The sequence below is a fragment of the Streptomonospora salina genome, from assembly GCF_014204715.1.
In the GTDB taxonomy this organism is placed as follows: domain Bacteria; phylum Actinomycetota; class Actinomycetes; order Streptosporangiales; family Streptosporangiaceae; genus Streptomonospora; species Streptomonospora salina.
The window spans coordinates 29433-55356 of the sequence record NZ_JACHLY010000002.1 but is presented as its reverse complement, the minus strand read 5'-3'; the positions used below and the strand labels follow the sequence as shown (position 1 = coordinate 55356).

Below are 25924 nucleotides of genomic sequence, written 5' to 3'. Positions count from 1 at the left end.
GCGCTCGATTCTCGGCAGGGGTGCATCCCGCCACTGTCGGCAGCTTCCGTCCGCTCGGCTCCGGGTCGGGCGGGCGGGAACTGCGAGCAGCCGCCCGCCCGGCCCCGGCGGCGACGGGGCCGCTACTGCGCCAACGCGGCCGCGAACGCCTCCTGCGGCTGTTCCCCTGCCAGAACCCGCCCGTCGGCGAAACGGAAGGCCGGCACCGCGCCCCCGGCGACAGCCGCAGCGCGGACCCGTTCCAGCTCGGCCCGCAAACCGACCGCGCCGCCCGCGTGCATCCCGACGCCCGCCTCCTCCGCCAGCCGCCGCAGGGTCGGGTGCTCGGCGACGTTGACGCCGTCGCTGAAGTAGGCGCGAAACAGCCGCTCCGCCATCGCCTCGCCCCGCCCCTGCGCCGCGGCCTGGGCGATGAGCCGGTGAGCGTGGAAGGTGTCGGTCGAAACCACCCGTGTGAAGTCCACGTGTAGCCCGTCGGCGGCGCCGAAACCGGTCGTGGCCTGGATCTCGCGCACGGCGGCCTCGCCGCGGTCGCGCCGGTGCGTTTCCACCAGCGGCTCCCCCCGCGGATCGGCGTCGGGCCGGAACCGGTAGGGCAGGAACACGAGCTCCACCTCGGTGCCGTCGGCGCGCAGGCGCTGGGCCGCGCGCCGGAACCGGGTGAAGACCAGGTAGGACAGCACGCAGGCGACGTCCATGACCATCTCCGCCCGCCGCGGCGCCCCCGCGGCCGCAGCGCCGCCGCTCACCACGGAACCGGTCCCGCGGCCGCGAAGTAGCCGGCGGTCGGGGCGTCGCTGCCGGCGTCGGCCATGCGCACGACGATCTCCGCGCCCTCCTCGACGGTCTGCGGGCCCGCGTGGCCGTTGAAGTCGGTGGCCGTGTGTCCGGGGTCGACGGCGTTGATACGCATCTCGGGGTGGGCGTGGGCGTACTGCACGGTGACCATGTTCAGCGCCGCCTTGGACGAGGCGTAGACGGGAACCGGGATCCACGTCGGCGTGAACTCGGCGCGGGCGCCGGGATCGGTGGCCGCGGCCAGCGACCCCAGACCGCTGCTGACGTTGACCACGACGGGCCGCGCGCTCTTGCGCAGCAGCGGTGTGAAGGCGTGCATCATGCGGACGGCGCCGAAGACGTTGGTGTCGTAGCAGGCGAGCAGGTCCGCAGCGGTGATCTCGTCGGCGCAGGTGTGCAGCGCCCCGGTGATGCCCGCGTTGTTGACCAGCACATCGAGCCGTCCGACCTCGTCGGCCACCCGCTGGGCGGCCGCCTCCACCGAGGCGTCGTCGGTGACGTCGAGCATCAAGGGGTGGGCGCCCACCCGATGGGCCGCCTCCCGGCCCCGGGAGAGGTCGCGGGCGCCCAACAGCACGCGGTGCCCGGCCTCGGACAGGCGGCGGGCCGCCTCCAGACCGATTCCCCGGGTGGCGCCGGTGATCAGTGTCGTCGTTGTCGTCATACACGCCAGCATCGCCGCAGCGCATCCGCCCAGACAGGACACGCCTTTTCCTGGGAAAGGCGGTACCAGGACGCCGCGGCCGCCCGGCGCCCGGCCGAGCCTAGAGTGGAGTCATGACTCAGCACGGCGCCGCGAGCGGCGGCGGCCGCCCCGGACAGCTGGGGGCCGCGCTGCGCGGCTGGCGGGAGCGGATCGCCCCCGAGACCGTCGGTCTGGTCGCGGGGCGCCGCCGCCGGGCCGTGGGACTGCGGCGCGAGGAGCTCGCCCGACACGCGGGGGTCTCACCCGACTACATCGTGCGGCTGGAGCAGGGCCGCGCGACCTCGCCCTCATCACAGGTCCTGGCCGCGCTGGCGCGCGCGTTGCGGCTGGGGTCCCAGGAGCGCCGCCACCTGTTCGCCCTTGCGGGCCGGCGTGAGCCGGACGCCGGCGAGGCGCCCGCGCACCCGGCACCGAGTGTGCTGCGCCTGTTGGAGCGGATGGACGACTCGCCGGTCAGCGTCTACGACGCCGCCTGGACCCTGGTCGCCTCCAACCGGTTGTTCGCCGCGCTGATGGGCGGTGTCCTGTCCGGACCGGCCGAGCGGGACCACAACGTGGCCTGGCGCCACTTCACGGGTCTTCCCGCCCGTGTCAGCCACACCGCCCGACAGCGGGAGCGCTTCGAGCGGGCCGTGGTGGGCGACCTGCGGGCCGCCTGCGCCCGCTACCCGCGCGACGCGCGCCTGCGCTCGCTGACCGCCGACTTGCACGGTGCGAGCCCGCGCTTCGCCGAACTGTGGGATTCCCACGCGATCGGTGTGCACACCACCGACGCCAAGACCGTGCATCATCCCGACGTCGGCCCGATCGACCTCGACTGCGACGTGCTCCAGGCCCCCGGCGGCGGCCACCACGTCGTCCTCTACACCGCCGATCCCGGCACCGAGGGCGCCGACAAACTCCGGCTGCTCGGCGTCATCGGGACTCGAGAGATGAGTGAGCCCCCCGCCTCCGACCACCCGGCGGCACCGGTCACCGACCGCCGGTGCTCGGGCGATTGAGCGCGCCGGGACCGCCTCGAGGAACCGTATCGGAGAGGCCCGGCCCCGCTGCGGGGAAGCGGCGCGGGGCCCGGCTCAGTCCGCGGCGGTCTCCTCGGCGCGGCCGGGGTCGTAGTAGCGGGTCATCTGCTGCCAGTAGAGCATCGTCAGGCCCATCGCGGCGGCCGCGGCCGCGGCCGCGGGGGCCGGGCGGCGGCGGTAGGCCGCCACGAGTGCGGCGACCGTCGCCGCCGATCCCGCGGTCTGCACGGCCAGCGCCGCGTCGTGGGGAGTGTCGGTGATCCACTGCTCCTCGCCGAGCATCGCGCGCGTGGACCAGGCGCTGTCATCGGCGGGCGCGGGGAAGAGGACGGTATTGGCCGCCATCCAGGCGGCGACGGCGGCCGCGTGCCGCCAGTCGCGGGTCCACACCGGGACCAGGACCAGGGGTGTGGTGGCCCACCGGGTCCATGCGCTCCAGGGGTTGCTGTGGCGGGCGAAGACGGTGCGGCGGATGCGCGCGAAGGCGTTCGGGGGTTCGGCGGCCATGCGGGCTCCCGTCGTCGTCGGCGGCCTGGCGGTGGTGCCGCGTAGTGCGGCGCCGACCAGCCTTCCCCGCACACCGCGCGGCACGCTGGGGGCACCCGCCCCGAATCCGGCGGGTGCGTTCGACACCCGCGCCGCGCGCAGCGCGTCGCCGGCGGTAGCGTCGGGGTGAAGCGTTCGAGGAGGAGGGCGGCGGGACAGTGCAGGATCACGGGAACCGGTGGGCCGAGCTCACCGGAGGCCAGGGCGGCGCGCGCTATGCCGCCCGGTTCGCCGCGTTGGCCGATTCCGGAGCCGACGTGCACGGCGAGGCGCGGTTCTGCGCCAGCCTGCTGGATCCGGCCGCGCGGGTGCTGGACGCCGGATGCGGTACCGGCCGCGTCGCCGTCCGGCTGGCCGAGTCGGGGCACACGTGCGTCGGCGTGGACGCCGACCCCTCCATGCTGGTCGAGGCGCGCCGCCATGCGCCGCAGATGACATGGCTGGAAGCCGACCTGGCGGAGGTCGCCGACCTGGGGCTGGAGCCGGACTTCGACATGGCGGTGGCGGCGGGAAACGTCGTCCCGCTGCTGGCGCCCGGCACCGAGCCCGGGGTCGTGGCCGCGCTGGCGTCGCTGCTGCGGCCCGGCGGGCTGCTGGTGGCCGGGTTCGGCCTGGACGCCGACCACCTGCCGCTGGAGCAGGCACCCGTATCGCTGGCCGACTACGACACCTGGTGCGACCGGGCCGGGCTCGCGCCCGTCAGCCGCCACGCCACCTGGGACGGCGACGCCTACACCGGCGGCGGCTACGCCGTCAGCGTGCACCGCCGCAGCTGAGCGGGCCGGCGCCGGCGCCGGCGCCGGAACCACAGCGCCGACACGGTTCCTGACCGGCCGCCTGAGGCCGGTGCGGCTCTGCTGAAGGCGCGAACCGGAGCAAGGGAATCGGCCTGGGCGAGGGGTTCCCGCTTTACCAGGGGACCTGGCGTGCCCCGGGGCTGTCCGACGATGCATCGCCGGATCCCATGTCACTCGGCTTCCGGTACGGCGGTAGCCGAAGTCGACTGTGTCCGCCTGATCGCCAGCGCCACGAGTGCACCGACCACGCAGAGCATTCCCGCGCCGAACCAGACCACGGTGTAGGCGCCGAGCAGCTCTCTGGCCACGCCCCCGAGGAACGCCGCAGCCGCCGCGCCGAGGGCATGGGCCGCGCTGACCCAACCGAAGATGACCGAACCGTTCGCGTTCCCGTAGAACTCGCGGCACAGGGCGATCGTCGGTGGCACGGTTGCGAGGTCGAGCAATCCGTAAACGATGACGAACACGATCATCGGGGCCTGCACGGTCGACGCCATGAACAGCGGGAGCAGTAGCAGAGACACTCCTCGCAAGAAGTAGTAGGCCGCTAGCAGCCGAGGTGCGCTCATGCGGTCCGTGAGCCAGCCGGACCCGGCCGCGCCGATGACGTTGAACACTCCCATTCCCGCAAGCAGCGTCGCAGCGACCGTTATAGGCATCCCGTGGTCGTGTGCGGCCGGGAGGAAATGGGTCATCATGATCCCGTTGGTCGATGCGCCGCAGACCCCGAAAGTTGCTATCAGCAACAGGAACGGTCGGGTTTTGACTGCTTCGCCCAACAGCAGAAGAGCGTGGCGCCCGGCACCCGATACGCGCGGAGGCGCCGGCGTGAACGCGGCGGCGCCGTATGCCTTCATGCCCAGGTTGCCGGGGTGATCGCGCAGAATCAGGCACACGAGCGGCACCAGGGCCAGGGCCGACAGCCCTACGGCCGCCACCGCGACACGCCAGCCGAAGCTCGTGACCAACCACGCCAGAGGCGGCAGCAGCGCCATGCCGCCGAACATGCTGGCCGAGGTGAGGACGCCGCTTACTATGCCGCGCCGAGCAATGAACCAACGGTTGGTGACGGTAGCCGCGAAGGTCAGCGCCAGGGATCCGGTTCCCATCCCCACGAGGAGTCCCCAGCCGAGGACCAGCTGCCAGGAGGCCGTCATCAGCGCGGTCAGCGCCGCTCCCGCCGCCATGATCATCAATGCACCGGCGACGACCCGCGGGATGCCGAAGCGGTCCATCAGCGCGGCGGCGAACGGGGCGGTCAGTCCGTACAGCATGATGTTCACCGCGAACGCGAAGCCGATCGTGCCGCGCGACCAGCCGAACTCGTCACGGAGCGGATTCGTCAGCACGTCCGGCATGCCTGTGGACCACCCGCTCACAAGGATGACAAGTCCGGTGACGAGCGCGACCCACCAGGCGCGGTGCACCTTGGGGACGCCACGGTTCTCAGTTGCGTGCGGCTGCCGTGTCTGGGTCATACCGACCATCGTGGCGACGTACCGTGGCCGGACACGAGTGGCCTGTCAGTCAACATGTGCAAGAATCAAGCCATGAGCGCTTTCCTGTACCCCGGTCGGCACCGGATCGCCGTCCTGGTCCGCCAGGGCCTGCTGCCGATGGAGCTGAGCATCGTCCACCAACTCTTCGCGCAAGCGAGGACCGCCGACGAAGAGCGGTTGTATGAGGTGGTGACGTGCGCAGTCGCTGCCGGCGATGTGCGTACGACCGCCGATTTCGCCGTGTCCGTCTCCCATGGGCCGGAGGCTCTCGCCGAGGCCGACACCGTGGTCGTGCCGGCGTCCGACGAGGACTACGAGCCCCGCGCCGACGGACGACTGTCCGAGCCACTGCTTGCGGCACTGGCGCACATACCCGCCCACGCCCGCATCGCTTCGATCTGTACAGGCGCGTTCGTTCTTGCGGGGGCGGGGCTGCTCGACCGCCGAAGGGCAACCACGCATTGGAACTCGGCTGCGCGGTTCCGGCGCCTGTATCCGACGATCGAGCTCGATCCCAATGTGCTCTACGTCGACGAAGGTGCTGTGTTGACCGCTGCCGGGGAGGCGTCCGGGATCGATCTGTGCTTGTATATGATCCGCAAGGATCACGGGATCACTGTGGCTAACGACGTGGCTCGCAGCGCTGTTGTGCCTGCCCACCGCGATGGCGGCCAGGCACAGTTCATCAGGTCCGCCCCTCCCGAACCGCAACGCTCGGCCACCGGCCGTGCGCGCGCCTGGGCGCTGTCCTATCTCGACCAAACGCTGACCCTGTGCGACCTTGCAGCCCAGGAGTCGATGAGCGTCCGCACCTTCACCCGCCGCTTTCGGGACGAGGTGGGAGTGTCACCGCTGCAATGGCTGACCCAGCAGCGCGTCGAACGAGCCCGGAGGCTGCTGGAGGAAACAGACCTTCCCGTCGATCGGGTGGCCGAAGAATCCGGATTCGGAACCACAGCCTCTCTGCGCCAGCATCTACAGGCGCAACTGGGTATGTCGCCCAGCGCGTATCGGAGTACGTTCCGCCCTTCGTGCACATAGATCCGGGCCACCGGTTCACAGCAGCGATCGACCCGCGGCCGCGCACCATGACAAGCTCGGTGTTCGCTGCGCGGCCCACCGGCCCGGCGCTTCATCGACCGCGCGGAAATCACCATCGAAAGGGCCTTACGACAGAAAAATCCGCGCGCTCGATGAAGCCCAGCACCCATAACCGGTCGAGCTAGGCGCCGGCCGGCCCACCGCCGGGAAGGCACACGCCGTACCCGCACTGAAAGCGCCGGGCTATGCTGGCCGCGGTGACCGCCGGAGGCGGCGAACAGCGGCACGGACCGGCCCCGGCAGCTGTGAACCCGCACACCTCGGGCCGGTCGGCCACCCGAGGCTTTTGGACGATTCCCACAACGCGGCCCCGGTCGGCTCCGTTGGGTACGACATGGCACTACCGGCCGGTAGCACGGCAGAGTTGGACAACGCGGCACCCGTGCCGCACCTCCCCCCGCGCATCGTCATCATCCGCTCCAGCGAGAAGGGCTCTCTCGGGTGTTCAGCCGTATCGCCATCGTCAACCGCGGTGAAGCCGCCATGCGGCTCGTCCACGCCGTCCGCGACCTGGCCGCCGAAACCGGGACGCCGATCGAGACGGTGGCCCTGCACACCGACGTCGACCGCGCCGCCGCCTTCGTCCGCGAAGCCGACCGCACCTACGAGCTCGGCGCCGCCGCCGACCGCCCCTACCTGGACACGGCGGTACTGGAGCGCGCACTCGTGGACACCGGCGCCGACGCCGCATGGGTGGGCTGGGGCTTCGTCGCCGAGGACCCCGCGTTCGCGGAACTGTGCGACAAGGTCGGCGTCACCTTCATCGGCCCCAGTGCCGAGGCCATGCGCAAACTCGGCGACAAGATCGGCGCCAAACTCCTTGCCGAAGAGGTGGGCGTTCCGGTGGCGCCCTGGAGCCGCGGCCCCGTCGAAACCCTCGACGGCGCCCGCGAAGCGGCGCAGCGCATCGGCTACCCCCTGATGCTCAAAGCCGCCGCGGGCGGCGGCGGCCGCGGCATCCGCGTGATCACCGGACCGGACGAGCTCGACGACGCCTACGAACGCACCCGCCAGGAGGCCGAGCGCGCCTTCGGCAGCGGCGTGGTGTTCCTGGAGCGCCTGGTCACCGGCGCCCGCCACGTCGAAGTCCAGGTCATCGCCGACGGCCAGGGCACCGCCTGGGCGCTGGGCGTACGCGACTGCTCGGTGCAGCGCCGCAACCAGAAGATCATCGAGGAGTCGGCCTCCCCGGTGCTGACCCCCGACCAGACCGCCGAGCTCAAAACCTCCGCCGAACGCCTGGCCGTGGCCGTGGACTACCGCGGCGCCGCCACCGTAGAGTTCCTCTACCACCCCGGCGAGCAGCTGTTCGCGTTCCTGGAGGTCAACACCCGCCTTCAGGTCGAGCACCCCATCACCGAGTCCACCACCGGATTCGACCTGGTCAAGGCGCAACTGCACGTGGCCTCGGGCGGCACCCTGGAGGGCGATCCCCCGGCCGAGCGCGGCCACGCCGTCGAAGCCCGCCTCAACGCCGAGGACCCCGACCGCGACTTCGCGCCCTGCCCCGGCCGCATCGCCCACCTGGACCTGCCCGCCGGCCCCGGCATCCGCGTGGACACCGGTGTCGGCGAAGGCGACACCATCCCCACCGACTTCGACTCGATGATCGCCAAGGTCATCGCCTACGGCCGCGACCGCGACGAGGCTCTGGGCCGGCTGCGCCGGGCCATGGCCCACACCACCGTCGTCATCGAGGGCGGCGCCACCAACAAGAGCTTCGTTCTGGACCTGCTCGGCCGCCCCGAGGTCGTCGGCGCCACCGCCGACACCGGCTGGATCGACCGCGTGCGCGCCGAAGGCGGCCTGGTCTCCGACCGCCACTCCGGCGTGGCCCTGGCGGCCGCCGCCGTGGAGTCCTACGAAGAAGAGGAGCGCGTCGAGCGCCAGCGGCTGCTGTCGACCGCCTTCGGCGGCCGCCCGCAGGTGCGCCACGAAAGCGGCCGCCCGCTGGATCTCAAACTGCGCGGCGTGGGCTACCGGGTGCGCGTGGCGCGCGTAGGCGCCCACCGGTTCCGCGTCGGCGTCGAAACCGGACCCGACGTGCGCACCGCCGACGTCGTCATCGACCGCTTCGACCGCCACACCGGCCACATCAGCGTCAACGGCGCCCGCTACCGCCTGCTCATCGGCACCCACGGCCCCACCCACCTGGTCGAGGTCGACGGCGTCACCCACCGCGTCAGCCGCGACGAAGGCGGCGTGATCCGCTCGCCCGCACCCGCCCTCGTTGTGGCCACACCGCTGCAGCCCGGCGCCGAGGTCGAAGCGGGCGCACCCGTGCTGGTGCTGGAGAGCATGAAGATGGAGACGGTGCTGCGTGCGCCGTTCACAGCCCGGCTGAAGGAAAGCGTCGTGTCCATCGGCAGCCAGGTCGCCGCCGGCGCGCCGCTGCTGCGGCTGGAGCCGCTGGGCGACGCCGACACCGCTGGCGACGCCCCCGAAGCCCCGGTGGATCTGGACCTGCCCGCCGCGTCGGCGGACGTGCCGCTGCACGAGCGCCTGGCCCGCGGCCGGGAGGAACTGCGCAGCCTGCTGCTGGGATACGACCTGGACCCCCACGACCAGCGCAGAGTGCTGGAGGACTACCTGGCCGCCCGCCCGGAGGGAACCGCCGACGGCCACCGCGCGCTGGAAGAGGAGCTGGGTCTGGTCGAGGTCTTCGCCGACCTCGCCGAACTGAGCCGCAACCGCCCCGCCGGCGAGGACGGCGGCGCCGACACCCGGGTGCACAGCCCCCGCGAGCACTTCCACACCTACCTGCAGAGCCTCGACGTCGACCGGGCCGGGCTTCCGCAGGCGTTTGTGACCAAGCTCGCCACGGCCCTGGGCCACTACGGCGTCACCGACGTGGAACGCACCCCGGAACTGGAAGCCGCGGTCTTTCGGATCTTCCTCGCCCAGCAGCGCGCCTCCTCCGACGCCGGAGCCGTGACCGCGCTGCTGCGCGCCTGGCTGACCGAACCGCCGCCCGACCAACACCTGCGCGAACCCGCCGGGCGCGTGCTGGAACACCTGATCTCGGCCACCCAGGTGCGCTTCCCCGCCGTCGCCGACCTGGCACGCGGCGTCGTGTTCGCCTGGTTCGGCCAGCCGCTGCTGCGCCGCAACCGCGCCCGCGTCTACGCCGGCGTCCGCAAGCACCTGCGCCACCTGGACGCCCACCCCGACGCCCCCGACCGCGACGAGCGCATCGCCGAGATGGTGGCCAGCACCGAGCCCCTCGTGCGGCTGCTGGGCCGGCGCCTGGCCCGCGACAACCGGGACAACACCGTCATGCTGGAGGTGCTGACGCGGCGCTACTACGGCAACAAGGGCCTGGCCGACGTCCGCACCCGCACCGCCGCCGACTGCACCTTCACCGTCGCCCGGCGCGCCGACTCCAGCGTCGCCTCGGCCGCGGTGAGCTTCACGGACCTGAGCCAGGCCCTGCGCGGACTGGCCGAGCTCGCCGGCGACGAATCCGCGGTCGACGCCGACATCTACCTCGCCTGGGAGCACCAGCCCGACGACTCCGAGGACATGGCCCAGGCCCTGGCCGACGCGCTGGCCCGGCACCCGCTGCCGGCGGGGGTGCGCCGGCTCACCGCCACCGTCGCCGGCCGCAGCGGCGCGGTGATGCACCACCACTTCACCTTCCGCCCTTCCGGCACCGGCATGGCCGAGGACCGGCTCATCCGCGGCCTGCACCCCTACATCGCCCAGCGCATGCAGATGGAGCGGCTGCGCCACTTCGACCTCACCCGGCTGCCCTCGGCCGACGAAGAGGTCTACCTGTTCCAGGCCGCGGCCCGCGAAACCCCCTCCGACGAACGCCTCGTCGCGTTCACCCAGGTGCGCGACCTGACCGAGCTGCGCGAGAACGACGGCCGGCTGGTCGCCCTGCCCACCGCCGAGAACGCCGTCGCCGCCTGCCTGGACGCCATCCGCCGCGCCCGGTCGCGCCGTCCCGCCAAGAAGCGCTTCGACACCAACCGGATCGTGGTCTACGTCTGGCCGCCGGCCGAGATCACCCGCACCGAGCTGCAGACCATCGCCGACCGCGTGCTGCCCACCACGGCCGGCGCCGGCCTGGAGGAGATCCTGGTGATCGCCCGCTGGCGCGACCCCGCCACCGGCGAACTCACCAAGACCAGCGTGCGCGTCACTTTCGACGCCACCGGCCACACCGAACTGACCGTCGGCCCGCCCCCGACCGACCCCGTCCAGCCGCTGGACGACTACCGGCAGAAAGTGCTGCGCGCCGCCCGCCGCAACACCGTCTACCCCTACGAACTCACCGGCCTGCTCGGCGACTTCACCGAGCACGACCTCGACGACGACAACGCGCTGGCGCCGGTCGACCGCCCCAAGGGCCGCAACAGCGCCGCGATCGTCGCCGGCGTGGTCACCACCCCCACCCGCCGCCACCGCCAGGGCGTCACCCGGGTGGTGCTGCTGGGCGACCCCACCAAGTCGCTGGGGGCACTGTCGGAACCCGAATGCCGCCGCGTTATCGCCGCCCTGGACCTGGCCGAGCGCATGGGCGTGCCGCTGGAGTGGTACGCGCTGTCGGCCGGCGCCCGCATCTCGATGGAATCGGGCACCGAGAACATGGACTGGGTGGCCGCCGCCCTCAAGCGCATCGTCGAATTCACCCAGGACGGCGGCGAGATCAACGTCGTGGTCGCCGGGATCAACGTCGGCGCCCAGCCGTATTGGAACGCCGAAGCCACCATGCTCATGCACACCAAGGGCGTGCTGGTGATGACTCCGGACTCGGCGATGGTGCTCACCGGAAAGCAGTCGCTGGACTTCTCCGGCGGCGTCTCGGCCGAGGACAACTTCGGCATCGGCGGCTACGACCGGGTGATGGGCCCCAACGGGCAGGCGCAGTACTGGGCGCCCGACCTGGCCGGGGCGCGCGACGTACTGATGCACCACTACGACCACACCTACGTCGCCCCCGGCGAGAGCGCGCCGCGCCGGTCCGCCACCTCCGATCCCGCCGACCGCGACGTGTGCGCCTTCCCCCACGCGGTGGAAGGCAGCGACTTCACCACCGTCGGCGAGATCTTCTCCGCCGACGCCAACCCCGAACGCAAGAAGCCCTTCGACATCCGCACCGTGATGCGGGCGGTCTCCGACCAGGACCACCCGGTGCTGGAGCGCTGGGCCAACATGGCCGACGCCGAGACCGCCGCCGTGCAGGACGCCCACATGGGCGGCATGCCGGTGTGCCTGCTGGGCATCGAGTCGCGGTCGGTGCCCCGCGGCGGTTTCCCGCCCACCGACGGCCCCGACGCCTACACCGCCGGAACCCTGTTCCCGCGCTCGTCCAAGAAGGCCGCCCGCGCCATCAACGCCGCCAGCGGCAACCGGCCGCTGGTGGTACTGGCCAACCTGTCGGGCTTCGACGGTTCGCCGGAGTCGATGCGCAAACTCCAGCTGGAGTACGGCGCCGAGATCGGCCGCGCGATCGTGAACTTCGACGGTCCCATCGTGTTCTGCGTGATCTCGCGCTATCACGGCGGCGCGTTCGTGGTGTTCTCCAAGGCGCTGAACCCGGATATGACGGTGCTGGCGGTGGAGGGCTCCTACGCTTCGGTGCTGGGCGGGGCGCCGGCGGCCGCGGTGGTGTTCTCCGGTGAGGTCGACTCCCGCACCGCCGCCGACGATCGCATGCGCGAACTGGAAGCCCGCGCCGAAGCGGCTTCCGGCGCCGACCGCGCTGCGCTGACCGCCGAGCTGGACGAGCTGCGCTCGTCGGTGCGCGCGGAGAAGCTCGGCGAGGTGGCCGCGGAGTTCGACGGTGTGCACGACGTCCACCGCGCCGTCGAGATGGGATCGGTCGACGCGGTCGTCGAGGCCGCGGATCTGCGCCCGCGCATCATCGAAGCCATCGAGGCCGGACAGGGCTGACGCCGTTTCCGGCCCCCGCCGCGTCGTTCCCGCGCGGTCACGCTCGGCGGGGGCCGGGAGCGGCGAACGGACCGCCGGCGCCGAAAGCCGCGTCGGCGAAACGCGCGCCGATACGGCGGTGGGCGGCCGGATCCGGGTGGAGCAGGTCGGGCAGCGGCAACTCGGCGGCGTCGGCTTCACCGTAAAGCTCGCGGCCGTCGAGGTGGTGCAAGCGGGGGTCGTCGGCGGCCCGCTCCGCGACGATGCGGGCGAGCTCGGCGCGGACGGTGGTCAGCGTCAGTTTCCCTGCGGCGCTCTCGGCCGGGTCGCCCGTGGCCGCGAACCGCATCCGGCCGTCGCCCGGGCCGGCGAAGTCGGGGGCGGTGGGGCCGGGGGTGTGCTCGTGGATGGGGCACAGGATGGGGGAGACGACCAGCAGTGCGGTGTCGGGGTGGCCCTCGCGGATCGTGTCGAGGAACCCGTGCACGGCGGGGCTGAAGGCGCGCATGCGCATCGCGTCGGCGTTGACCAGGTTGATTCCGACCTTGACGCTGATCAGGTCGGCCGGGGTGTCGCGCATCGCGCGGGCGGTGAACGGGTCGAGCAGGGCGCTGCCGCCCAGGCCGAGGTTGATCAGCTCGGCGCCGCCGAGGGCGGCGGCCAGCGCCGGCCAGGTCGTGGTGGGGCTCGCGGCGTCGGAGCCCTGGCTGATCGAGCTTCCGTGGTGCAGCCACACCCGCCCGCCCCGACGCGGCGCCGCTTCGACAGAGGCGTCGGTGCGCAGCGCGCAGAGTTCGGTGGCCTCGTTGTAGGGCAACCAGATTTCGATGTCTTTGACCTGTGCGCCCAGGCCGGTGAATCCGACGGTGCCGACCGGGCCGGGGCGGGTCCAGGTGGAGCCGGTGGCCATGTCCACGGTCTGCACGGTCCCGCCGGTCGCACTGGCGCGCCCGGCCAAGCGCCCGTCGACGAGCAGGTCGTAGACGCCGTCGGGGCGGGGCGGGCCGCCGTGGTAGGCCAGGGTGGTGCGCAGAACATCCAGTTCGACGGTCGAGGCACGGGTGCGCAGCGCCAACCGGACCCCGGAGGGTTGGGCTTCGGCCGTGGTCAAGGGCGCGTCGCTGATCTGGGCGCGGGCTCGGGCGGGCAGCCGGTGCGGCAGCACCCCGTGCTCGGTGGGCTCGACGTCGGCGGCGCCGCGCAGCAGGTCGGCGGTGACGGGCGTGGTGGTCCAGCCGGTTCCGGACGGCGGGGATCCGCTCCCGGAGTAGCCGGACGGATCGAATGCGAAGGTACGGCGGTCGGTCATGGGGGTCATCGTGTCAACCCGCGTCCCCCTGCGCACGGCGGAACCGAACCGGGCGGTCGCCGTTCATCGGCCGCCACATCAGCGTGTTCGACCGCTGCTCCTGCCTCCTGCCGGAGATGCCCGGTGGGCTGCGACGCCCCGGGCGATCCCGACGACGCCGACGGTGCGGCCCCGCGAGCCGACACCCGGCCGGGTCCGGTCAGATCCTGGTTCTCCCCCAGGGCCGACAGGATCGATACCCTCGGAAACCGTGCCGGGCACGGTGATGGACAACGTCACGTCGGCAGAGCCGCTGCGTGTCCGCGCCAGTGGTCGGATCGCGGCGAAAGGAGCGCATCGCTGGCCTGGCGCACTGGTCGGCCGGATCGCCCCGCACCGTCGGCGGACACGCGCCGCGTCGCTGCCCGCACTCCTCGAACGTCCCGGATCGCCGCCCGGGAGACCGAGGTCGCCGTTTCCCCCACCCGGTGAGGACCGCGCCATGACCGCCCCGCGCACCGTGTCCCCCGAGCCCGCCCCGATCCATGTGTCCGACGAGGTCCTCGATGACCTGCGCGTCCGTCTCGCATCGACCCGTCCGCCGCTGGACGAGGGCAATGAGGACTGGTCCTACGGCGTTCCGGACAGCTATCTCCGTGAGCTGGTCGCTTACTGGCGGGACAGATACGACTGGCGCACTGCCGAATCCGCCATCAACGCCTACGAGCACTACCAGGTGGACGTGGCCGGTGTCCCGGTGCACTTCATGCGCAAGCCCGGCCGCGGCCCTCGCCCGATCCCGCTGATCCTCACCCACGGCTGGCCGTGGACGTTCTGGCACTGGTCGAAGGTGATCGACCCGCTCGCCGATCCGGCCGCGTTCGGCGGCGACCCCGCCGACGCGTTCGACGTCATCGTGCCGTCCCTTCCCGGTTTCGGTTTCCCCGGACCGCTCACCGGCTTTTCGGACGTCAACTTCTGGAAAGTCTCCGACGTCTGGCACACCCTGATGACCGAGACCCTGGGATACGGGAAGTACGCCGCCGGGGGATGCGACATCGGCGGGATCGTCTCCAGCCAACTCGGCCACAAGTACGCCGACGAACTGTACGGCATCCACATCGGTTCCGGGTTGCCGCTCGACTTCTTCACCGGTCCCCGCGCCTGGGACTTCGCTCGGAACCGGTCCCTCACCGACGACCAGCCCGCCGACGTCCGCGCCCGCATCATCGAGCTCGACAACCGCTCGGCGTCCCACCTCGCCGTGCACATGCTCGACGGCGCCACCCTGGCCCACGGGCTGAGCGACTCACCCGCCGGACTGCTCGCCTGGCTGCTGGAGCGCTGGAACGCCTGGAGCGACAACGGCGGCGACGTCGAGTCGGTCTTCACCAAGGACGACCTGCTCACCCACGCCACGATCTACTGGGTGAACAACTCCATCGCCACATCGATGCGCTACTACGACAACGCCAACCGCTATCCCTGGACCCCGGCCCACGACCGCACCCCGGTCGTTCAGGCCCCGGTCGGCCTCACCTTCGTCACCTACGAGAACCCGCCCGGCATCCACACCGCCGCCGAGCGCGTCCGGGCGTTCAAGGCCGGCCCGCAGGCCGATTGGTTCAACCATGTCAACGTCAACGCCCACGACCGCGGCGGCCACTTCATCCCCTGGGAGAACCCCGAGGCCTGGGTGAGCGATCTGCGCCGCACCTTCCGCGGACACCGGCCCTGAACGATCCGTCTCGTGATTCCGGCACAGCTGCTGTGCTGTGCCGTGTGCACACGCATCCCGTATCACGACGCCCGAACCGTCGCCGCTCTCCTGTGCGCAGCCGCCGCACCGCGACCCGCCGCTGCCGTCACGGGGGAAGGGCGGCGTCAGTGCGGGGCGGTGGCCGACAGCGAGTACATCAGGGGGAGGCCGGCGGCGCCGTCGGGGTAGCGGAAGCGGCCGCCGTCGGTGACGAGGGCGCCGTAGCGCTGGAACGGGATGGTGTCGTGCTCGTGGACGAACTCGATGCGCAGCCCGGCGCCGGCGAGGGCGCTGATGACGTCGCCGAGGGTGTGGTGCCACTCGGTGGCGGTGTCGTGGACCGTTTCGGCGTTCCAGTCGGCGTAGGAGCCGGGGGATCGGTAGGTGCGGGCCGTGCGGGCGAAGTAGTCCGCGACCGCCGTCGCGCCGTGGTCGTCGTCGAGGACGCCGGTCAGCGGGTGGAACTCGGCGAGGTACAGCCGCCCGCCGGGGCGCAGCAGCGCCGCCACCGCCGCGGCCCAGAGGTTGATGTCGGGCAGCCACATGAGGGCGCCTGCGCCGGTGTAGACGAGGTCGAACCGGTGCCGGCCCAGCGCCTGTGCAGCGTCGAGGGCGTCGGCGGCGACGAACCGGGCGCGGTCGGCGAGCCCGATCTCTTCGGCGAGCCCGGTCGCCGCCTCGATCGCCCGTGCGGAGAAGTCCAGACCGGTCACACGGGCGCCGCGGCGCGCCCAGGCCAGTGTGTCCAACCCGATGTGGCATTGCAGGTGCGCCAGTTCCAGCCCGTCGACGTCGCCGATCTCCTCGAGTTGGAACGGGTCGAAGTCCTCGTCGCCGGCGCGGAACCCGGGTAGGTCGTAGAAGGGACTCGCGACGTGGATCGGCACCCGTTCGTCCCAGTAGCGGCGGTTGTCCTCGACGTGGGCGTCGGAATCGGCACGCGTATCCATTTGCAGGACTCTAGAAGCGGCCCCGCGCTCGCGGCAATCGGTTTTCGCGTCGACGTACCCCGGCCCGCCGCGGGCGGCGGGCCCGGGTACGGGCAACCGTCGCGTACGCGTGGGGGTAGCGTCCCGACCGAACCGGTCCCTTCCTTCCCGCGTCCGGCGCACCGGCCGATCCCCGCGGGCGGAGATCCACGAAGGATCTCCGCCCGCGGAAAGTTTCTTACATGAAGCGGACCCGGGGAACACGGGCCAACAAATCGTGCAATAGGCGCTTCACAAAACTTTGCCCCGCCTGTAGCGTTCCTTGCCATGGGCGACCGCTACGAGAGGCCTGTGTCGCTTCGGATGCGTATATCCAGTAGGGCGGCCAGCGCATGGGGGCGATTCGCTCCCTATCAGATTCCGCACCTTCTGGTCCTCGCTGTGGCCGCGCTTTCGTGCCTCGCTCTTTTCATTCGAGGGCCGGAACTGTGGCAGCAGATCGAAGACAACGAAGCGCTCAACCCGGCGACCGCGTCCGTGGCCGTCGCTCTCTTCGCCTGCGGTATCGCCAGCGTAGCCGTATGGGCCTACGCCAGGATCTATGCCACAACCCGGGAGGGAAAAGACGCGGCCATCCCGTTGTGGGTATCCGTAGTCCTCATTCTGTTTCTTTTCTTCTACACCTCGGGTATCGGTGTCCTCGCCGCCTGGATCGTCCTGGACGGCCCGGCCGTGGACATCCCCGAGACCCTGGGGGCAGGGCAGGCGGAAAAACTGCTGGTCCGGATATTCTCCCTGTCCGCCGTCCTCAGCGCCGTCGTCATCCTGGTCACCACCTACCGAAAACAACTCGGGACGGAGGCGGAGGGCCGGGAACAGGTGAAGCACTTCGCCGACCTCTTCTCCACGGCGGTGGGCCAGCTCAGCGCCGAGCACCCCACCGTCCGCCTCGCCGGAGCCCAGCACCTCGCCCTCCTGGCCGACAGCGCGCCGTCGGAGAAGTACAAGCAGAACTGCGTCGACCAGTTGTGCTCCTACCTCCGCACGCCGCACAGGGACCTCGCCGAATGGGACGGAGACTCCTCTCCTCCGCGGACGGGCAGAGCGCAGGACGGTTCGGACCGGATCCAGATCCGGGCGGCGCACGAGGTGAACCTCACCATCATCCGCCTCATCCGCAACCACTGCCGGCCCAAAGCCTCCGAGACGGACTCATGGAGCAATCTGGACTTCGACATGACCGGGGCGGTGTTCCACCAGGCCGATTTCTCGGATTCCGTGTTCCGCGGCCGCGTCGTGTTTCGCGAGGCGCACTTCGCCAGCGGTCGCACCTCGTTCGATAGAGTCCGATTCGAACACGAAACGGAAGAGGGCCTGAGTGCCGATTTCTCACACGCGGTCTTCAGCTGCACGGAATCCATCTTCCAGAGCATGGTGACGGCCGGCGGGATCGACTTCAGCGGAGCTCGTTTCGTCTCCGGCAGGCACAGCCTGGACAGAATCGCCGCCGAATCGACCGGAAGGAACATGTCCTACCTGAACGGGGTGAAAATCGAGGGCGGTTCCGTGGATTTCGAACTCCCCGCGGGGCGGGAGGTGGATCTCTGGCTGGACGGTATGGAGATCACCGGCGGCGAGTTCTTCCTCACCGGAAAGGACACCGACCCCACGGACAAACGGGTCAACGAAGGGGAGCTGACGGTGAAAGACGGCGGTGCCCTGCGGAGCAAGGGGATCCTGATCGGGGGAGACTCCGCCACCGTCGTGCTCTCCCCTGAAGCGCCGGTATGGCTCAAAAAAGCCGTAGCCCAGAACCCGGACGGGACGTGGATCCCCCACGGCCCGGCGAACGACCGGACGAATGAGAGGTAGCGACGTGATCCCGGAACCACGGGTTTCCGCCCGCGTCCAGTGGCGCATGATACGCGGCGGCCCGGACACGCTGCGGACGTGCGTGATCGAACCCCCCGACCCCGGCGAAGAGGCCCCGCTGGTGCTGGCCGCCCTCGGCTACCGGGGCTGTGTGGACGACTTCGAGATCCAGCGCTTCCGGCTGATCGCCGCGGCGCTGCGATGGCGGATCCTGGTCGTCGACACCCCCGGATACGGGTACTCCCAGGCCCGGTTGAACGCGCTACAACGCAGGTCCCTCCAGAGAGGCGACTTCCGCCCCCTGGCCGCGGACATGGTGGAAGCCGCGCTGGGCACCGTCTCCGAGCTGGGCGACCACCGGGTATCGGTCATGGGCTACTCCCTGGGCGCATCGAGCGCCGCGGCCATAGGACGCCTGGTACTGGAACAGGGACTCGTCGGCTCCCTGGAACGTCTCGTACTGGTCGAACCCGTCGCGGCCCGGCGGTGGTCCCTGGCCCGCCTCGGACTGGCGAACAGCGCAGAGGCCGCCAAAGTGGACGACTACCTCGGCCTCAACCGCAGGATCGACTGGGCGGTACCGCCCACCGACCGCACCGCCCCGGGCGTGCTTCCCCGGCCCAGCGGTAGCGACATGCGCGCCATGATCCTGGGACTGTCCTGCGGCGAGCTCCCCCGCGATGTGGCCGGGATCCTGCGGCTCTGCCCCGGACTGCCGGTCGACGTGGTTTACGGAGACGCCAGCCGGTTCACGCCCGCCGACGCCCTTACGCGTCTCGCCGGCGTCGCGGACCGCGCCGGGGGACGGCCGCGCCTGCATCGCCTGACCGGGGCCCATCACGCACTGTGGCACTCCCTCACGCACGTCGAGAGGATGACCGCGCTGCTGGCCGGCACCGCGCCCGAGGAGCCGCGCAGCGGAGAAGGAGGGGCGTGGTGACCACCGCACAGAGCCAGAGGACGTGGCGCGAGACGCTGTATGTCCCCCCGCACGCCAAGGACTGGGTCCTCAACGTCGTCGCCACCCGGATCAACCGCTACGACGGTTACCGCGCCTTCCTCACCCGGACAGCGCTGGCCATCGGCATCGCCGCCGTCTTCGGCTGGTACCTGAGCAGCCCCGAGGCCAATCCGTGGGCCTTCCTGGCCGGCATCGCCGTGGCCGCGAGCCTCCTGCAGGGGGTCTTGGAGATCGCCGGCGAGCGGCACACCAGGCGCCACACCCTCTCCCGAAGCTGGGGACACCGCGTATTCGGAGACGCCCGGTGGCGCCGGAGCTACCTGATCAACATCACCGGATTGCTGGGATTCGTCGCATGCGTGCTCAACATCCTCGCGGTCACCTTCCTCCTGCCGGCCGAGTCGGGGCTCGTGAAGGTCGTGGCGCTGCTGCTGGCGATGCTCTACATCAACTCCGGGCTCGGCGCCGTGCTCATCGACGCACCCTTCTACAACCGGGAGGGGGGAACGCTCGGCTGGCGGCTTCTGTGCCGGGCGCGCCCCTTCATCGGTATCGGCCTGGGTCTGGTGGTGGCGGTGGCCCAAGTCGTGCTCTTCCAGCTGCTCCCCGGTCCCGCCCCCTCCGGCCAGGCCGCGGCGGGGCCCTGGTCTCCGCTGTCTCCCCCCTGGCCCGCGGAGACGGAAAGCCTGGTACTCGTCGCCCTGGTCAGTCTCCTGCCGATCGCTCTGAGCCTGCGGGTCCTGGAGAACGAGCGGGTGCTCTCAGCGGCCCACGACATGATGGTCGGCGAAACCGTACACGAACTGCGGGAAACCAGCCGCTGGGTGCTGCGCAAGCTGAACGAGCGGATCGACGGCGTCGAGGAGAAGATCGAGGCGGGGGCGAGCCTGGACGACATCAGTGAAGCGGTCCGCAGTCTGCGCGCGACCGAAAAGCGCCTCATCGGTGACGTTACCGCCGGCAGCGCACCGGCGGTCGTTCCCGCGCAGGAGATTCTGCGATCCGCCGCCGACGAGCTGCGGAGAAGAAACCCCGAGATCGGGGGCGTGAGCCGCACCGTACTGGTCCAGGCGATCCATGCGGAGGACCACAGGATCGCCGAGACCATCCTGGAATGCCTGTGCCGGCACCTGAAGAGCAGACTCGGCAATTTCACCGTCGTGCTCGGCGACCAGATGAACAACGAGGTGGACGAGTACGTGCGGCTCTACCTGACCGTCGCCAACGCCAACCTCACGACCCCGGACTCCCGCAGGCACGAACAGATCGTCGAGCACGTGAACAAGAACGAACTCGTTTCCCTGAAAGACGTGCACGGCGACCGAAACGCGTATGCCCACAAGGTGGAGGTGTCGGTCGACGAGGACGAGACGATCCGGAAACTGGCCGTCAAAGTCAGTTGGGTGATGAGGAAGGTCTGGCTGTGAAACGTCGAGACGCCCGCCCACCGGTCCTGCTGTTCACCGAGAACGAGACGCTGGCCAGCCGGGTCGAGCGGCAACTGGACACGACAGCGGCGGTCACGCGCGTGGATGCGACCCGATCGGGATTGGAAGCGGCCCTGAGAATGGACACCTCCAGCACGGTGCTGCTGGATCCGCTGTCCGGTCAGGAGCACGTGGACCGGGTCCCCCACTGGCTCGCCCGCATCGGAATCCCGCAGAACCCGACGGCGGGGGCGCTTCCGGGAGAAGAACCGCTGACCGGCCTGGGTGCCCTGGTCGGGCTGCACGAGCACAACGCCGCCGAACGCACGGTGGCTTTCTTCGGCACCGACCGCTTCTCGTCCGGGGAGCAACTGTACGCGGCGGCCTGTGCGTGGGTTCTGGGGGCGGATCGGATCGTGCACCCGAAGAGGCAGGGCAGGGAACTGCACGAGCTGGTTTCGGGAACACGGGACACACCGGACTCGGCTCCGTCTCGCACCGGCCGGTTCGCCGAGTCCCTGGAGGAGGTTCCGTTCCATCTGGAACATCTCCTCGACAGCCTGGAAGGATTGTTCGCCAAGCCCGCGAAGGCGCGGCGCGCGTCCCCCCTGCTTCCCTGGCGTCCGGCCGCGAAGCCTCAAGAGGCGGTGCCCCGGACGGAAGAGTTCCGGAGCTGGCTGCACGCCGTCGAACGGTCGAGGGGGAACATGCGGGCCCTCGCCCAGTACACCGGATGCAGCTTCACCGACCTGTTGGCGCTGGAGGAGAAAGAGCTGCGCCGCCGAATCGACGTGATCGAGAACTTCAGCCGCCGCACGGCCCCCACCGACGGCACGGCGCTGTTCACCTTCGTCACGGATCGGATGGAGGTGTTCCGCGACCCCGCGTTCGCCGACGTCTGGGAGATCCGCAAGAGCCGACGCCGGCAGGATTCCTCACCCGGAGGCGCGAGCGAGACGCCGGTGGGCGGCGACCAGGACCAGTCCGAGGATGACGAAGAGAGCAGCGGCCGCCACGCAGGCGGCGACGGCAACGGGCCAACCGACGATCCCCGGTCGTAGGAAGTCGTACGGGGGAGCGGCGACACTTGCGCTCGCCAGCACGACGATGAGCACCAGGTACCCCACGGGAAGCGGAAGCCAGACCCGGAACACATCCGCGGAGCGCGGTGGGCGGCGCCTGGCCGACCGCAGGAAGTCCGCCACGGCGAGGGCGGGAAGGACACCGTGCAGGCATACCGTCGCGATCCAGACCGCTGCGCCGTCGGCGAAGGCCAGAGGCCGCTGCGGAAGAATGACCGTCAGGTGCACGACGGTGGACAGCAGCAGCGCCGCGCAGGAAGCGTCACGTGCTCGCTCCCACACGGCCGATCGTGCGTGCAGAAGCAGCGCTCCCTGGCTGAGCCCGCACAGCAGCGCGGACTGCACAGTGAAGTAGAGGAGGAAGAACGTCGGATCGACCTGTTGGAGTATCTGGCTTCCCACCCCTACGCCCACCACGGCGATGAGCACGAATCGAGCATTGCGGGAAGCGCCGTAAGCGAGGTCAGGGGACATGGCCGCTCCCAGGGGAAGGGTTCCAGACCGCAACAGACCCGCTGGAACCGGAAGGCTGTCGGGCACTTCACCCTCCCACGTTCCGGATACCGGCCCGACACGCCATGAGTCCCGACCGTGCCGTCCGGGCGCTGCGACCACCGCGTTCACCCCGGCGAACGGTGCTGCCGGGGCGACGTGCGCACCGCTCCTGTTCGCGTCCCCGGGGTTTCCGGGAAACCGCCAGGGGCGCCACCGCCGCGCCCGGCCGCGGTCGGCGCCGGGCATCCGCGCCGGCCCCAAGCGCCTGGCGCGCAGGCTGCCGATCCCGTCGCCACTGGGTGTTTACGGAGTGAAGGCCCGGCGCACGGTCGCAGCGAGGGCGTGGCGGCGCCGTTCGTGCACGGCGGGGGCCTCGTCGGCGGATGCGGTATAGGTCGTGCTGGCCGGTGACCAGGTCATCGATATCGCGATGACCATCGAGTAGACCTCGGACGGCTCGAGCTCGGTGGTGATTAGGCCGTCGCGCTGAGCGTCGGCGATCGCGGCCAGCTTGCGGGCTACGTCCTCGGAGGCGGCCGCCAGCAGATCCCCGGTCGGGGCCCGTTCCAACCGGGCCCAGGTGGCCAGCAGCACGATTTCGGGGTGTCGGAGGTAGGCGTCGTAGAGGCGTACCGCGTAGTCGGCGAGGTCGGTCGCGTCGATCGGGACCACGTCCACGATCAGTCGGAGGTGCTCGTGGAACACCGTGTCGAACAGCTGATCCTTGCTGCCGTAATAGGCATACAGCTGGGCCTTGTTGGCCTGTGCCGCCTCGGCGATGCGGTCGACCCGCGCGCCGGCGATCCCGTGCCGCGTGAATTCGGCGGTCGCCGCGTCGAACAGCCTGCGTCGTGTTGCCTGTCCATCACCCATGCCCGCAAGGATACAGACTGGTTAGTTTGTTTTCCCCGCATGTGTCGACTACTCTCGGCCGCGGTAGTAACTAACTAGTTTGTTTTTGGTCGTCGAGTTGACGACCGGCATGGTTGTGGAGGAACGCGATGCGCATGACGCGTGGATGGGCCGCCGGCGAGCCGGGGGCAGCGCTCCGGCCTTGGGACTTCGCCCGACGCGATGTCGGTGACCGCGATGTGGCCGTACGGATCCACCACTGCGGAATCTGCGGCAGTGATCTGGACGCGGTCCGTGGTGGTGGTCCGACGGCGTTCCCGCTGGTGCCCGGGCATGAAATCGTCGGCGAGATCACTGAGGTCGGGTCGGGGGTCTCGCGATTCTCGATCGGTGACCAGGTGGCGGTCGGCAACATCGTCGGCTCGTGCGGGCGATGCGCGGCCTGCCGGGCGGGACGGGAGAACTGGTGCGCCCAGGTGACGTTGACCTACGGCGGATCGGACGGGTCCGGCAACACCACGCAGGGCGGCTATTCGTCGGAGTATGTGCTCGACGAGCACTTCGTCTACCGACTGCCCGAGGGGCTCGACCCGGCCGAGGTGGCGCCACTGATGTGTGCGGGCGTGACCACCTACTCGCCGCTGCGGCGCCGGGGCGTCGGGCAGGGGACGGCCGTGGGGGTGGTCGGTCTCGGCGGTCTGGGGCACGTCGGGGTGAAACTGGCCCGGGCGCTGGGTGCCGAAGTCAGCGTTTTCACCACCTCGCCCGGCAAGGCCGAGACCGCGCTGGCCCTCGGCGCCGAGGATGCCGTCGTGTCCACCGACGCTTCCCAGATGGCGGCCCAGACCGGCCGGTTCGACTTCATCCTCGACACCGTCGGCGCGCCGCACGAACTCGGCCCCTACTTCGACACGCTCGGCATCGACGGCACTCTCTGCCTGGTCGGGATTACGCCCGAGGCGCTGCGTGTCGACCCGATGAGCCTGATCCCCGGGGCCAAGAGCCTCGCCGGATCCGGCAGCGGTGGAGTCCCGGAAACCCAGGAGATGCTCGACCTGTGCGCCGAGCACGGCATCACCGCCGACGTCGAGAGGGTCACACCCGACCGTCTCGACGAGGCTTTGGACCGCCTCGCTCGCAACGACGTACGCCACCGATTCGTTCTGGACCTCACCGGATGATCGTCCCGTTCCGACGGGATCCGCCCCGACTCGCCGGTCGGCCATGAGGCGGGTTTGCAGCACTGTTCCTTTCCGCCCCTGCGGCTTTCCCGCATCGTCATGGTCCAGGGCGCCGGCCACCGGCCCGACCAGACCGCCCCGGACCGGGGCCACCCGCGCCGACCACGTCGCCGTGGTCACCGTGACCGACGCCGGGGAGGTCCTGCGGTCGCGTCGAGGGTGCCCGTCCGGCCCCGGGTCGTGGAGGGGCGATCGGAGGTGCGCGGCGCACATTTCGTTTGCTTGTTTTGTTTCGTTGGTTTGCGACGTTAATACGATACAGAAAACGAAAACACCCTCAAATCCTGGCTTCCGATAAGCGGGCCTTATCGGAAGCCAGGGGTGTGGGGCGTGTCGACCGGGTTCCCCTGGGCCGCAAACGGAACTACGGGGCCGGGCGCCCGTAGCTGTCGACCGATCGGGCCCGGGTCAGCGCCGTGAATGCCGGCGCGGTACGCACGCTCAGCCCGTGCGCGTCCCAGCCCGAGCGTGCGTAGCCGCTGACTTTCCCACTCGACTCGTGCACCCGGGCATGCTGGGTCTCACGCGATCCACGTGGTCGTCGCCGTCGTCTCAGATCCGTCCGTGCGATGATCAGCGGTCATCTCACACAAACCGCTGTGCCGGATGAGCGGCCGGTTCACGATTTTCCGCAGCCGGTCGTGGCGGACGAGCCGGGTGGACAGCCGCTCGCTGGTGTGCTGGGAGAGAACGTGCGTGTCTCGCGACCGCAGGCGTTGAAGGGGTGGGGACCGCGGATACGCCGGAAAGGGGCCGTGGCAAGTAGTACGTGCTGCTCATAGGTCCCTCGTTCGCGCTTGGCCCTGGACGTGCGGGGTGCCGGAACGTGTCATACGCCGCTGTTGCGCTGGAGTGTGCGGTACACGGTGGGCCGGGACACGGAGAACAGTTCGGTGAGGTCGGCGATCGTGTCGTCCCCGCTGGTGTGCAGCCCCCGGAGCTCGGCCTGCTGTTTTTGTGAGAGCTCGCCGTTCGTCTTGGCCACGGCCATGCCCTCGCAGGTGCGCATCCGCAGGAGGTCGACGCGGGCTGTCAGGGCCTATCCGCCTGCGGTTGCGGCCATCAGCGCGTTCCGGCCGCCACCGAGGGGGTGGTGCAAGGCGATGGGCACCGCCGTCGAACTGGCCGCAGCCGCGCTGGGGGCGCTGCCGATGCTGCTGATGGTCCTGCTGGTGGCCGTTCCGGCCGTGTGGTCGCGCGATCCGGCCCGCCGCGAGAGGGCCATAGCCGTCCTGCTACGCCGGAGCGGCGAGCAGGAGCAGGCCCCGGACAGGGAAGTGGAGTGAGGACCCAAGGCGCCTCACCGGGCCTCCTCGATGGCGGCGGGGCCCGGCTGCCGGAGAGCTCGGGCACGTGCTTGTACAGGGTCGAGCGGGACCACCCCGAGCAGGCGGGCGATCGCGGCGAGGCTGTTCTCGGGGCGGGAGAGCAGGTCGCGGACGTGGCGCACCTGCTCCTCATTCATCGCGGGAGGCCGTCCGAGGCGCTTTCCGGCGGCGCGGGCGGCCTCCAAGCCCTCGTGGATGCCCTCCACGATCAGCTCGCGGATGAACTCGGCCAGGGCGGCGAAGACGTGGACGACCAGGCGGCCGCCGGGGGTGGTGGTGTCCAGGGCCTCGTGCAGGGAGCGGAACCCGATGTCCTCGCGGCGCAGGTCGCCGACCAGGCT

At 70.7% G+C, this 25924-nt stretch carries 21 protein-coding genes and 1 pseudogene; 10 read left to right on the top strand and 12 right to left on the bottom strand.

The annotated features are described in order from the left end of the window. Nucleotides 1–122 precede the first annotated feature (122 nt). Nucleotides 123–698, bottom strand: a complete 576-nt coding sequence (locus HNR25_RS23185) for a DsbA family oxidoreductase (RefSeq protein ID WP_184639855.1) — start codon at nt 696–698, stop codon at nt 123–125. A gap of 47 nt (nt 699–745) precedes the next feature. After that, on the bottom strand, nt 746–1462 hold the full coding sequence (locus HNR25_RS23180; RefSeq protein WP_184639853.1) for an SDR family NAD(P)-dependent oxidoreductase: 717 nt from the start codon (nt 1460–1462) through the stop codon (nt 746–748). Between the two features lie 113 nt (nt 1463–1575). Here HNR25_RS23180 and HNR25_RS23175 point away from each other — a divergent pair, with 113 nt between their 5' ends. Then, complete coding sequence (locus tag HNR25_RS23175; RefSeq protein WP_184639851.1) at nt 1576–2505, top strand: MmyB family transcriptional regulator; 930 nt, start codon at nt 1576–1578, stop codon at nt 2503–2505. A 75-nt stretch (nt 2506–2580) separates the two neighbouring features. Here HNR25_RS23175 and HNR25_RS23170 read toward each other — a convergent pair whose 3' ends face one another. Continuing rightward, on the bottom strand, nt 2581–3033 hold the full coding sequence (locus HNR25_RS23170; protein WP_221459365.1) for a DUF6653 family protein: 453 nt from the start codon (nt 3031–3033) through the stop codon (nt 2581–2583). 197 nt (nt 3034–3230) lie between these two features. On the opposite strand from HNR25_RS23170, the gene HNR25_RS23165 reads away from it, so the two are divergent. Next, nucleotides 3231–3848, top strand: a complete 618-nt coding sequence (locus HNR25_RS23165; RefSeq protein ID WP_184639849.1) for a class I SAM-dependent methyltransferase — start codon at nt 3231–3233, stop codon at nt 3846–3848. A gap of 191 nt (nt 3849–4039) precedes the next feature. Here HNR25_RS23165 and HNR25_RS23160 read toward each other — a convergent pair whose 3' ends face one another. Beyond that, entirely contained in the window at nt 4040–5347 is a 1308-nt protein-coding gene (locus HNR25_RS23160; protein ID WP_184639847.1) for an MFS transporter, read from the bottom strand. 72 nt (nt 5348–5419) lie between these two features. Between HNR25_RS23160 and HNR25_RS23155 the strand changes: the two genes are divergently transcribed. After that, nucleotides 5420–6409: a GlxA family transcriptional regulator gene (locus HNR25_RS23155; protein WP_184639844.1), complete on the top strand. Its 990-nt coding sequence runs from the start codon at nt 5420–5422 to the stop codon at nt 6407–6409. A 501-nt stretch (nt 6410–6910) separates the two neighbouring features. Beyond that, nucleotides 6911–12370, top strand: coding sequence for an ATP-binding protein (locus tag HNR25_RS23150; RefSeq protein ID WP_184639842.1), 5460 nt, complete (start codon nt 6911–6913; stop codon nt 12368–12370). A 37-nt stretch (nt 12371–12407) separates the two neighbouring features. On the opposite strand, the gene HNR25_RS23145 is transcribed toward HNR25_RS23150, so the two are convergent. Continuing rightward, nucleotides 12408–13658: a GDSL-type esterase/lipase family protein gene (locus HNR25_RS23145; RefSeq protein WP_184639840.1), complete on the bottom strand. Its 1251-nt coding sequence runs from the start codon at nt 13656–13658 to the stop codon at nt 12408–12410. A gap of 481 nt (nt 13659–14139) precedes the next feature. Here HNR25_RS23145 and HNR25_RS23140 point away from each other — a divergent pair, with 481 nt between their 5' ends. Continuing rightward, nucleotides 14140–15375: an epoxide hydrolase family protein gene (locus HNR25_RS23140; RefSeq protein ID WP_184639838.1), complete on the top strand. Its 1236-nt coding sequence runs from the start codon at nt 14140–14142 to the stop codon at nt 15373–15375. A 146-nt stretch (nt 15376–15521) separates the two neighbouring features. Here the strand turns inward: HNR25_RS23140 and HNR25_RS23135 are convergent, their stop codons facing one another. Further along, nucleotides 15522–16346: a class I SAM-dependent methyltransferase gene (locus tag HNR25_RS23135; protein WP_184639836.1), complete on the bottom strand. Its 825-nt coding sequence runs from the start codon at nt 16344–16346 to the stop codon at nt 15522–15524. A 306-nt stretch (nt 16347–16652) separates the two neighbouring features. Between HNR25_RS23135 and HNR25_RS23130 the strand changes: the two genes are divergently transcribed. The 3 genes from HNR25_RS23130 to HNR25_RS23120 all read left to right on the top strand — a co-directional run bounded on the left by HNR25_RS23130 (nt 16653) and on the right by HNR25_RS23120 (nt 20585). Further along, the gene (locus HNR25_RS23130; protein WP_184639834.1) at nt 16653–18197 is read left to right on the top strand and encodes a pentapeptide repeat-containing protein; all 1545 of its coding nucleotides are present in this window, start codon (nt 16653–16655) and stop codon (nt 18195–18197) included. Between the two features lie 82 nt (nt 18198–18279). Further along, nucleotides 18280–19137 carry an alpha/beta fold hydrolase gene (locus HNR25_RS23125; protein ID WP_184639832.1) on the top strand — a complete coding sequence of 286 codons (858 nt, stop codon included), beginning with the start codon at nt 18280–18282 and terminating at the stop codon, nt 19135–19137. After that, the gene (locus HNR25_RS23120) at nt 19134–20585 is read left to right on the top strand and encodes a hypothetical protein (RefSeq protein ID WP_184639830.1); all 1452 of its coding nucleotides are present in this window, start codon (nt 19134–19136) and stop codon (nt 20583–20585) included. Before HNR25_RS23125 ends, HNR25_RS23120 begins: the two co-directional genes overlap by 4 nt. Nucleotides 20586–21520: 935 nt before the next feature. On the opposite strand, the gene HNR25_RS23115 is transcribed toward HNR25_RS23120, so the two are convergent. Together HNR25_RS23115 and HNR25_RS23110 are read right to left on the bottom strand one after the other, a co-directional pair. Further along, on the bottom strand, nt 21521–22141 hold the full coding sequence (locus HNR25_RS23115; protein ID WP_184639828.1) for a Pr6Pr family membrane protein: 621 nt from the start codon (nt 22139–22141) through the stop codon (nt 21521–21523). Nucleotides 22142–22465: 324 nt separating this feature from the next. Beyond that, nucleotides 22466–23035 carry a TetR family transcriptional regulator gene (locus tag HNR25_RS23110; protein WP_184639826.1) on the bottom strand — a complete coding sequence of 190 codons (570 nt, stop codon included), beginning with the start codon at nt 23033–23035 and terminating at the stop codon, nt 22466–22468. A gap of 128 nt (nt 23036–23163) precedes the next feature. Here HNR25_RS23110 and HNR25_RS23105 point away from each other — a divergent pair, with 128 nt between their 5' ends. Further along, nucleotides 23164–24195 carry an NAD(P)-dependent alcohol dehydrogenase gene (locus HNR25_RS23105; RefSeq protein WP_184639824.1) on the top strand — a complete coding sequence of 344 codons (1032 nt, stop codon included), beginning with the start codon at nt 23164–23166 and terminating at the stop codon, nt 24193–24195. A gap of 424 nt (nt 24196–24619) precedes the next feature. Here HNR25_RS23105 and HNR25_RS23100 read toward each other — a convergent pair whose 3' ends face one another. Then, complete coding sequence (locus HNR25_RS23100) at nt 24620–24760, bottom strand: hypothetical protein (RefSeq protein ID WP_184639822.1); 141 nt, start codon at nt 24758–24760, stop codon at nt 24620–24622. A gap of 324 nt (nt 24761–25084) precedes the next feature. Then, the gene (locus HNR25_RS23095) at nt 25085–25264 is read right to left on the bottom strand and encodes a helix-turn-helix domain-containing protein (RefSeq protein WP_184639819.1); all 180 of its coding nucleotides are present in this window, start codon (nt 25262–25264) and stop codon (nt 25085–25087) included. 94 nt (nt 25265–25358) lie between these two features. On the opposite strand from HNR25_RS23095, the gene HNR25_RS25515 reads away from it, so the two are divergent. Beyond that, entirely contained in the window at nt 25359–25541 is a 183-nt protein-coding gene (locus HNR25_RS25515; RefSeq protein WP_221459429.1) for a hypothetical protein, read from the top strand. A 14-nt stretch (nt 25542–25555) separates the two neighbouring features. Here the strand turns inward: HNR25_RS25515 and HNR25_RS26955 are convergent, their stop codons facing one another. Together HNR25_RS26955 and HNR25_RS26950 are read right to left on the bottom strand one after the other, a co-directional pair. Beyond that, nucleotides 25556–25789 carry a hypothetical protein gene (locus HNR25_RS26955; protein ID WP_312862752.1) on the bottom strand — a complete coding sequence of 78 codons (234 nt, stop codon included), beginning with the start codon at nt 25787–25789 and terminating at the stop codon, nt 25556–25558. A gap of 12 nt (nt 25790–25801) precedes the next feature. After that, a pseudogene (locus HNR25_RS26950) lies at nt 25802–25921 on the bottom strand (recombinase family protein); the annotation flags it as partial. Nucleotides 25922–25924 lie beyond the last annotated feature (3 nt).

Excerpts from the sequence above, each read along its gene's own strand:
- HNR25_RS23155 (WP_184639844.1), top strand. The coding sequence starts at position 5,420 with ATGAGCGCTTTCCTGTACCCCGGTCGGCACCGGATCGCCGTCCTGGTC.
- HNR25_RS23170 (WP_221459365.1), bottom strand. The coding sequence starts at position 3,033 with ATGGCCGCCGAACCCCCGAACGCCTTCGCGCGCATCCGCCGCACCGTC.
- HNR25_RS23095 (WP_184639819.1), bottom strand. The coding sequence starts at position 25,264 with ATGCGCACCTGCGAGGGCATGGCCGTGGCCAAGACGAACGGCGAGCTC.
- HNR25_RS23140 (WP_184639838.1), top strand. The coding sequence starts at position 14,140 with ATGACCGCCCCGCGCACCGTGTCCCCCGAGCCCGCCCCGATCCATGTG.
- HNR25_RS23105 (WP_184639824.1), top strand. The coding sequence starts at position 23,164 with ATGCGCATGACGCGTGGATGGGCCGCCGGCGAGCCGGGGGCAGCGCTC.
- HNR25_RS23135 (WP_184639836.1), bottom strand. The coding sequence starts at position 16,346 with ATGGATACGCGTGCCGATTCCGACGCCCACGTCGAGGACAACCGCCGC.
- HNR25_RS23160 (WP_184639847.1), bottom strand. The coding sequence starts at position 5,347 with ATGACCCAGACACGGCAGCCGCACGCAACTGAGAACCGTGGCGTCCCC.
- HNR25_RS25515 (WP_221459429.1), top strand. The coding sequence starts at position 25,359 with ATGGGCACCGCCGTCGAACTGGCCGCAGCCGCGCTGGGGGCGCTGCCG.
- HNR25_RS23185 (WP_184639855.1), bottom strand. The coding sequence starts at position 698 with ATGGACGTCGCCTGCGTGCTGTCCTACCTGGTCTTCACCCGGTTCCGG.
- HNR25_RS23175 (WP_184639851.1), top strand. The coding sequence starts at position 1,576 with ATGACTCAGCACGGCGCCGCGAGCGGCGGCGGCCGCCCCGGACAGCTG.
- HNR25_RS23180 (WP_184639853.1), bottom strand. The coding sequence starts at position 1,462 with ATGACGACAACGACGACACTGATCACCGGCGCCACCCGGGGAATCGGT.
- HNR25_RS23110 (WP_184639826.1), bottom strand. The coding sequence starts at position 23,035 with ATGGGTGATGGACAGGCAACACGACGCAGGCTGTTCGACGCGGCGACC.
- HNR25_RS23145 (WP_184639840.1), bottom strand. The coding sequence starts at position 13,658 with ATGACCGACCGCCGTACCTTCGCATTCGATCCGTCCGGCTACTCCGGG.
- HNR25_RS23115 (WP_184639828.1), bottom strand. The coding sequence starts at position 22,141 with ATGTCCCCTGACCTCGCTTACGGCGCTTCCCGCAATGCTCGATTCGTG.
- HNR25_RS23130 (WP_184639834.1), top strand. The coding sequence starts at position 16,653 with ATGGGCGACCGCTACGAGAGGCCTGTGTCGCTTCGGATGCGTATATCC.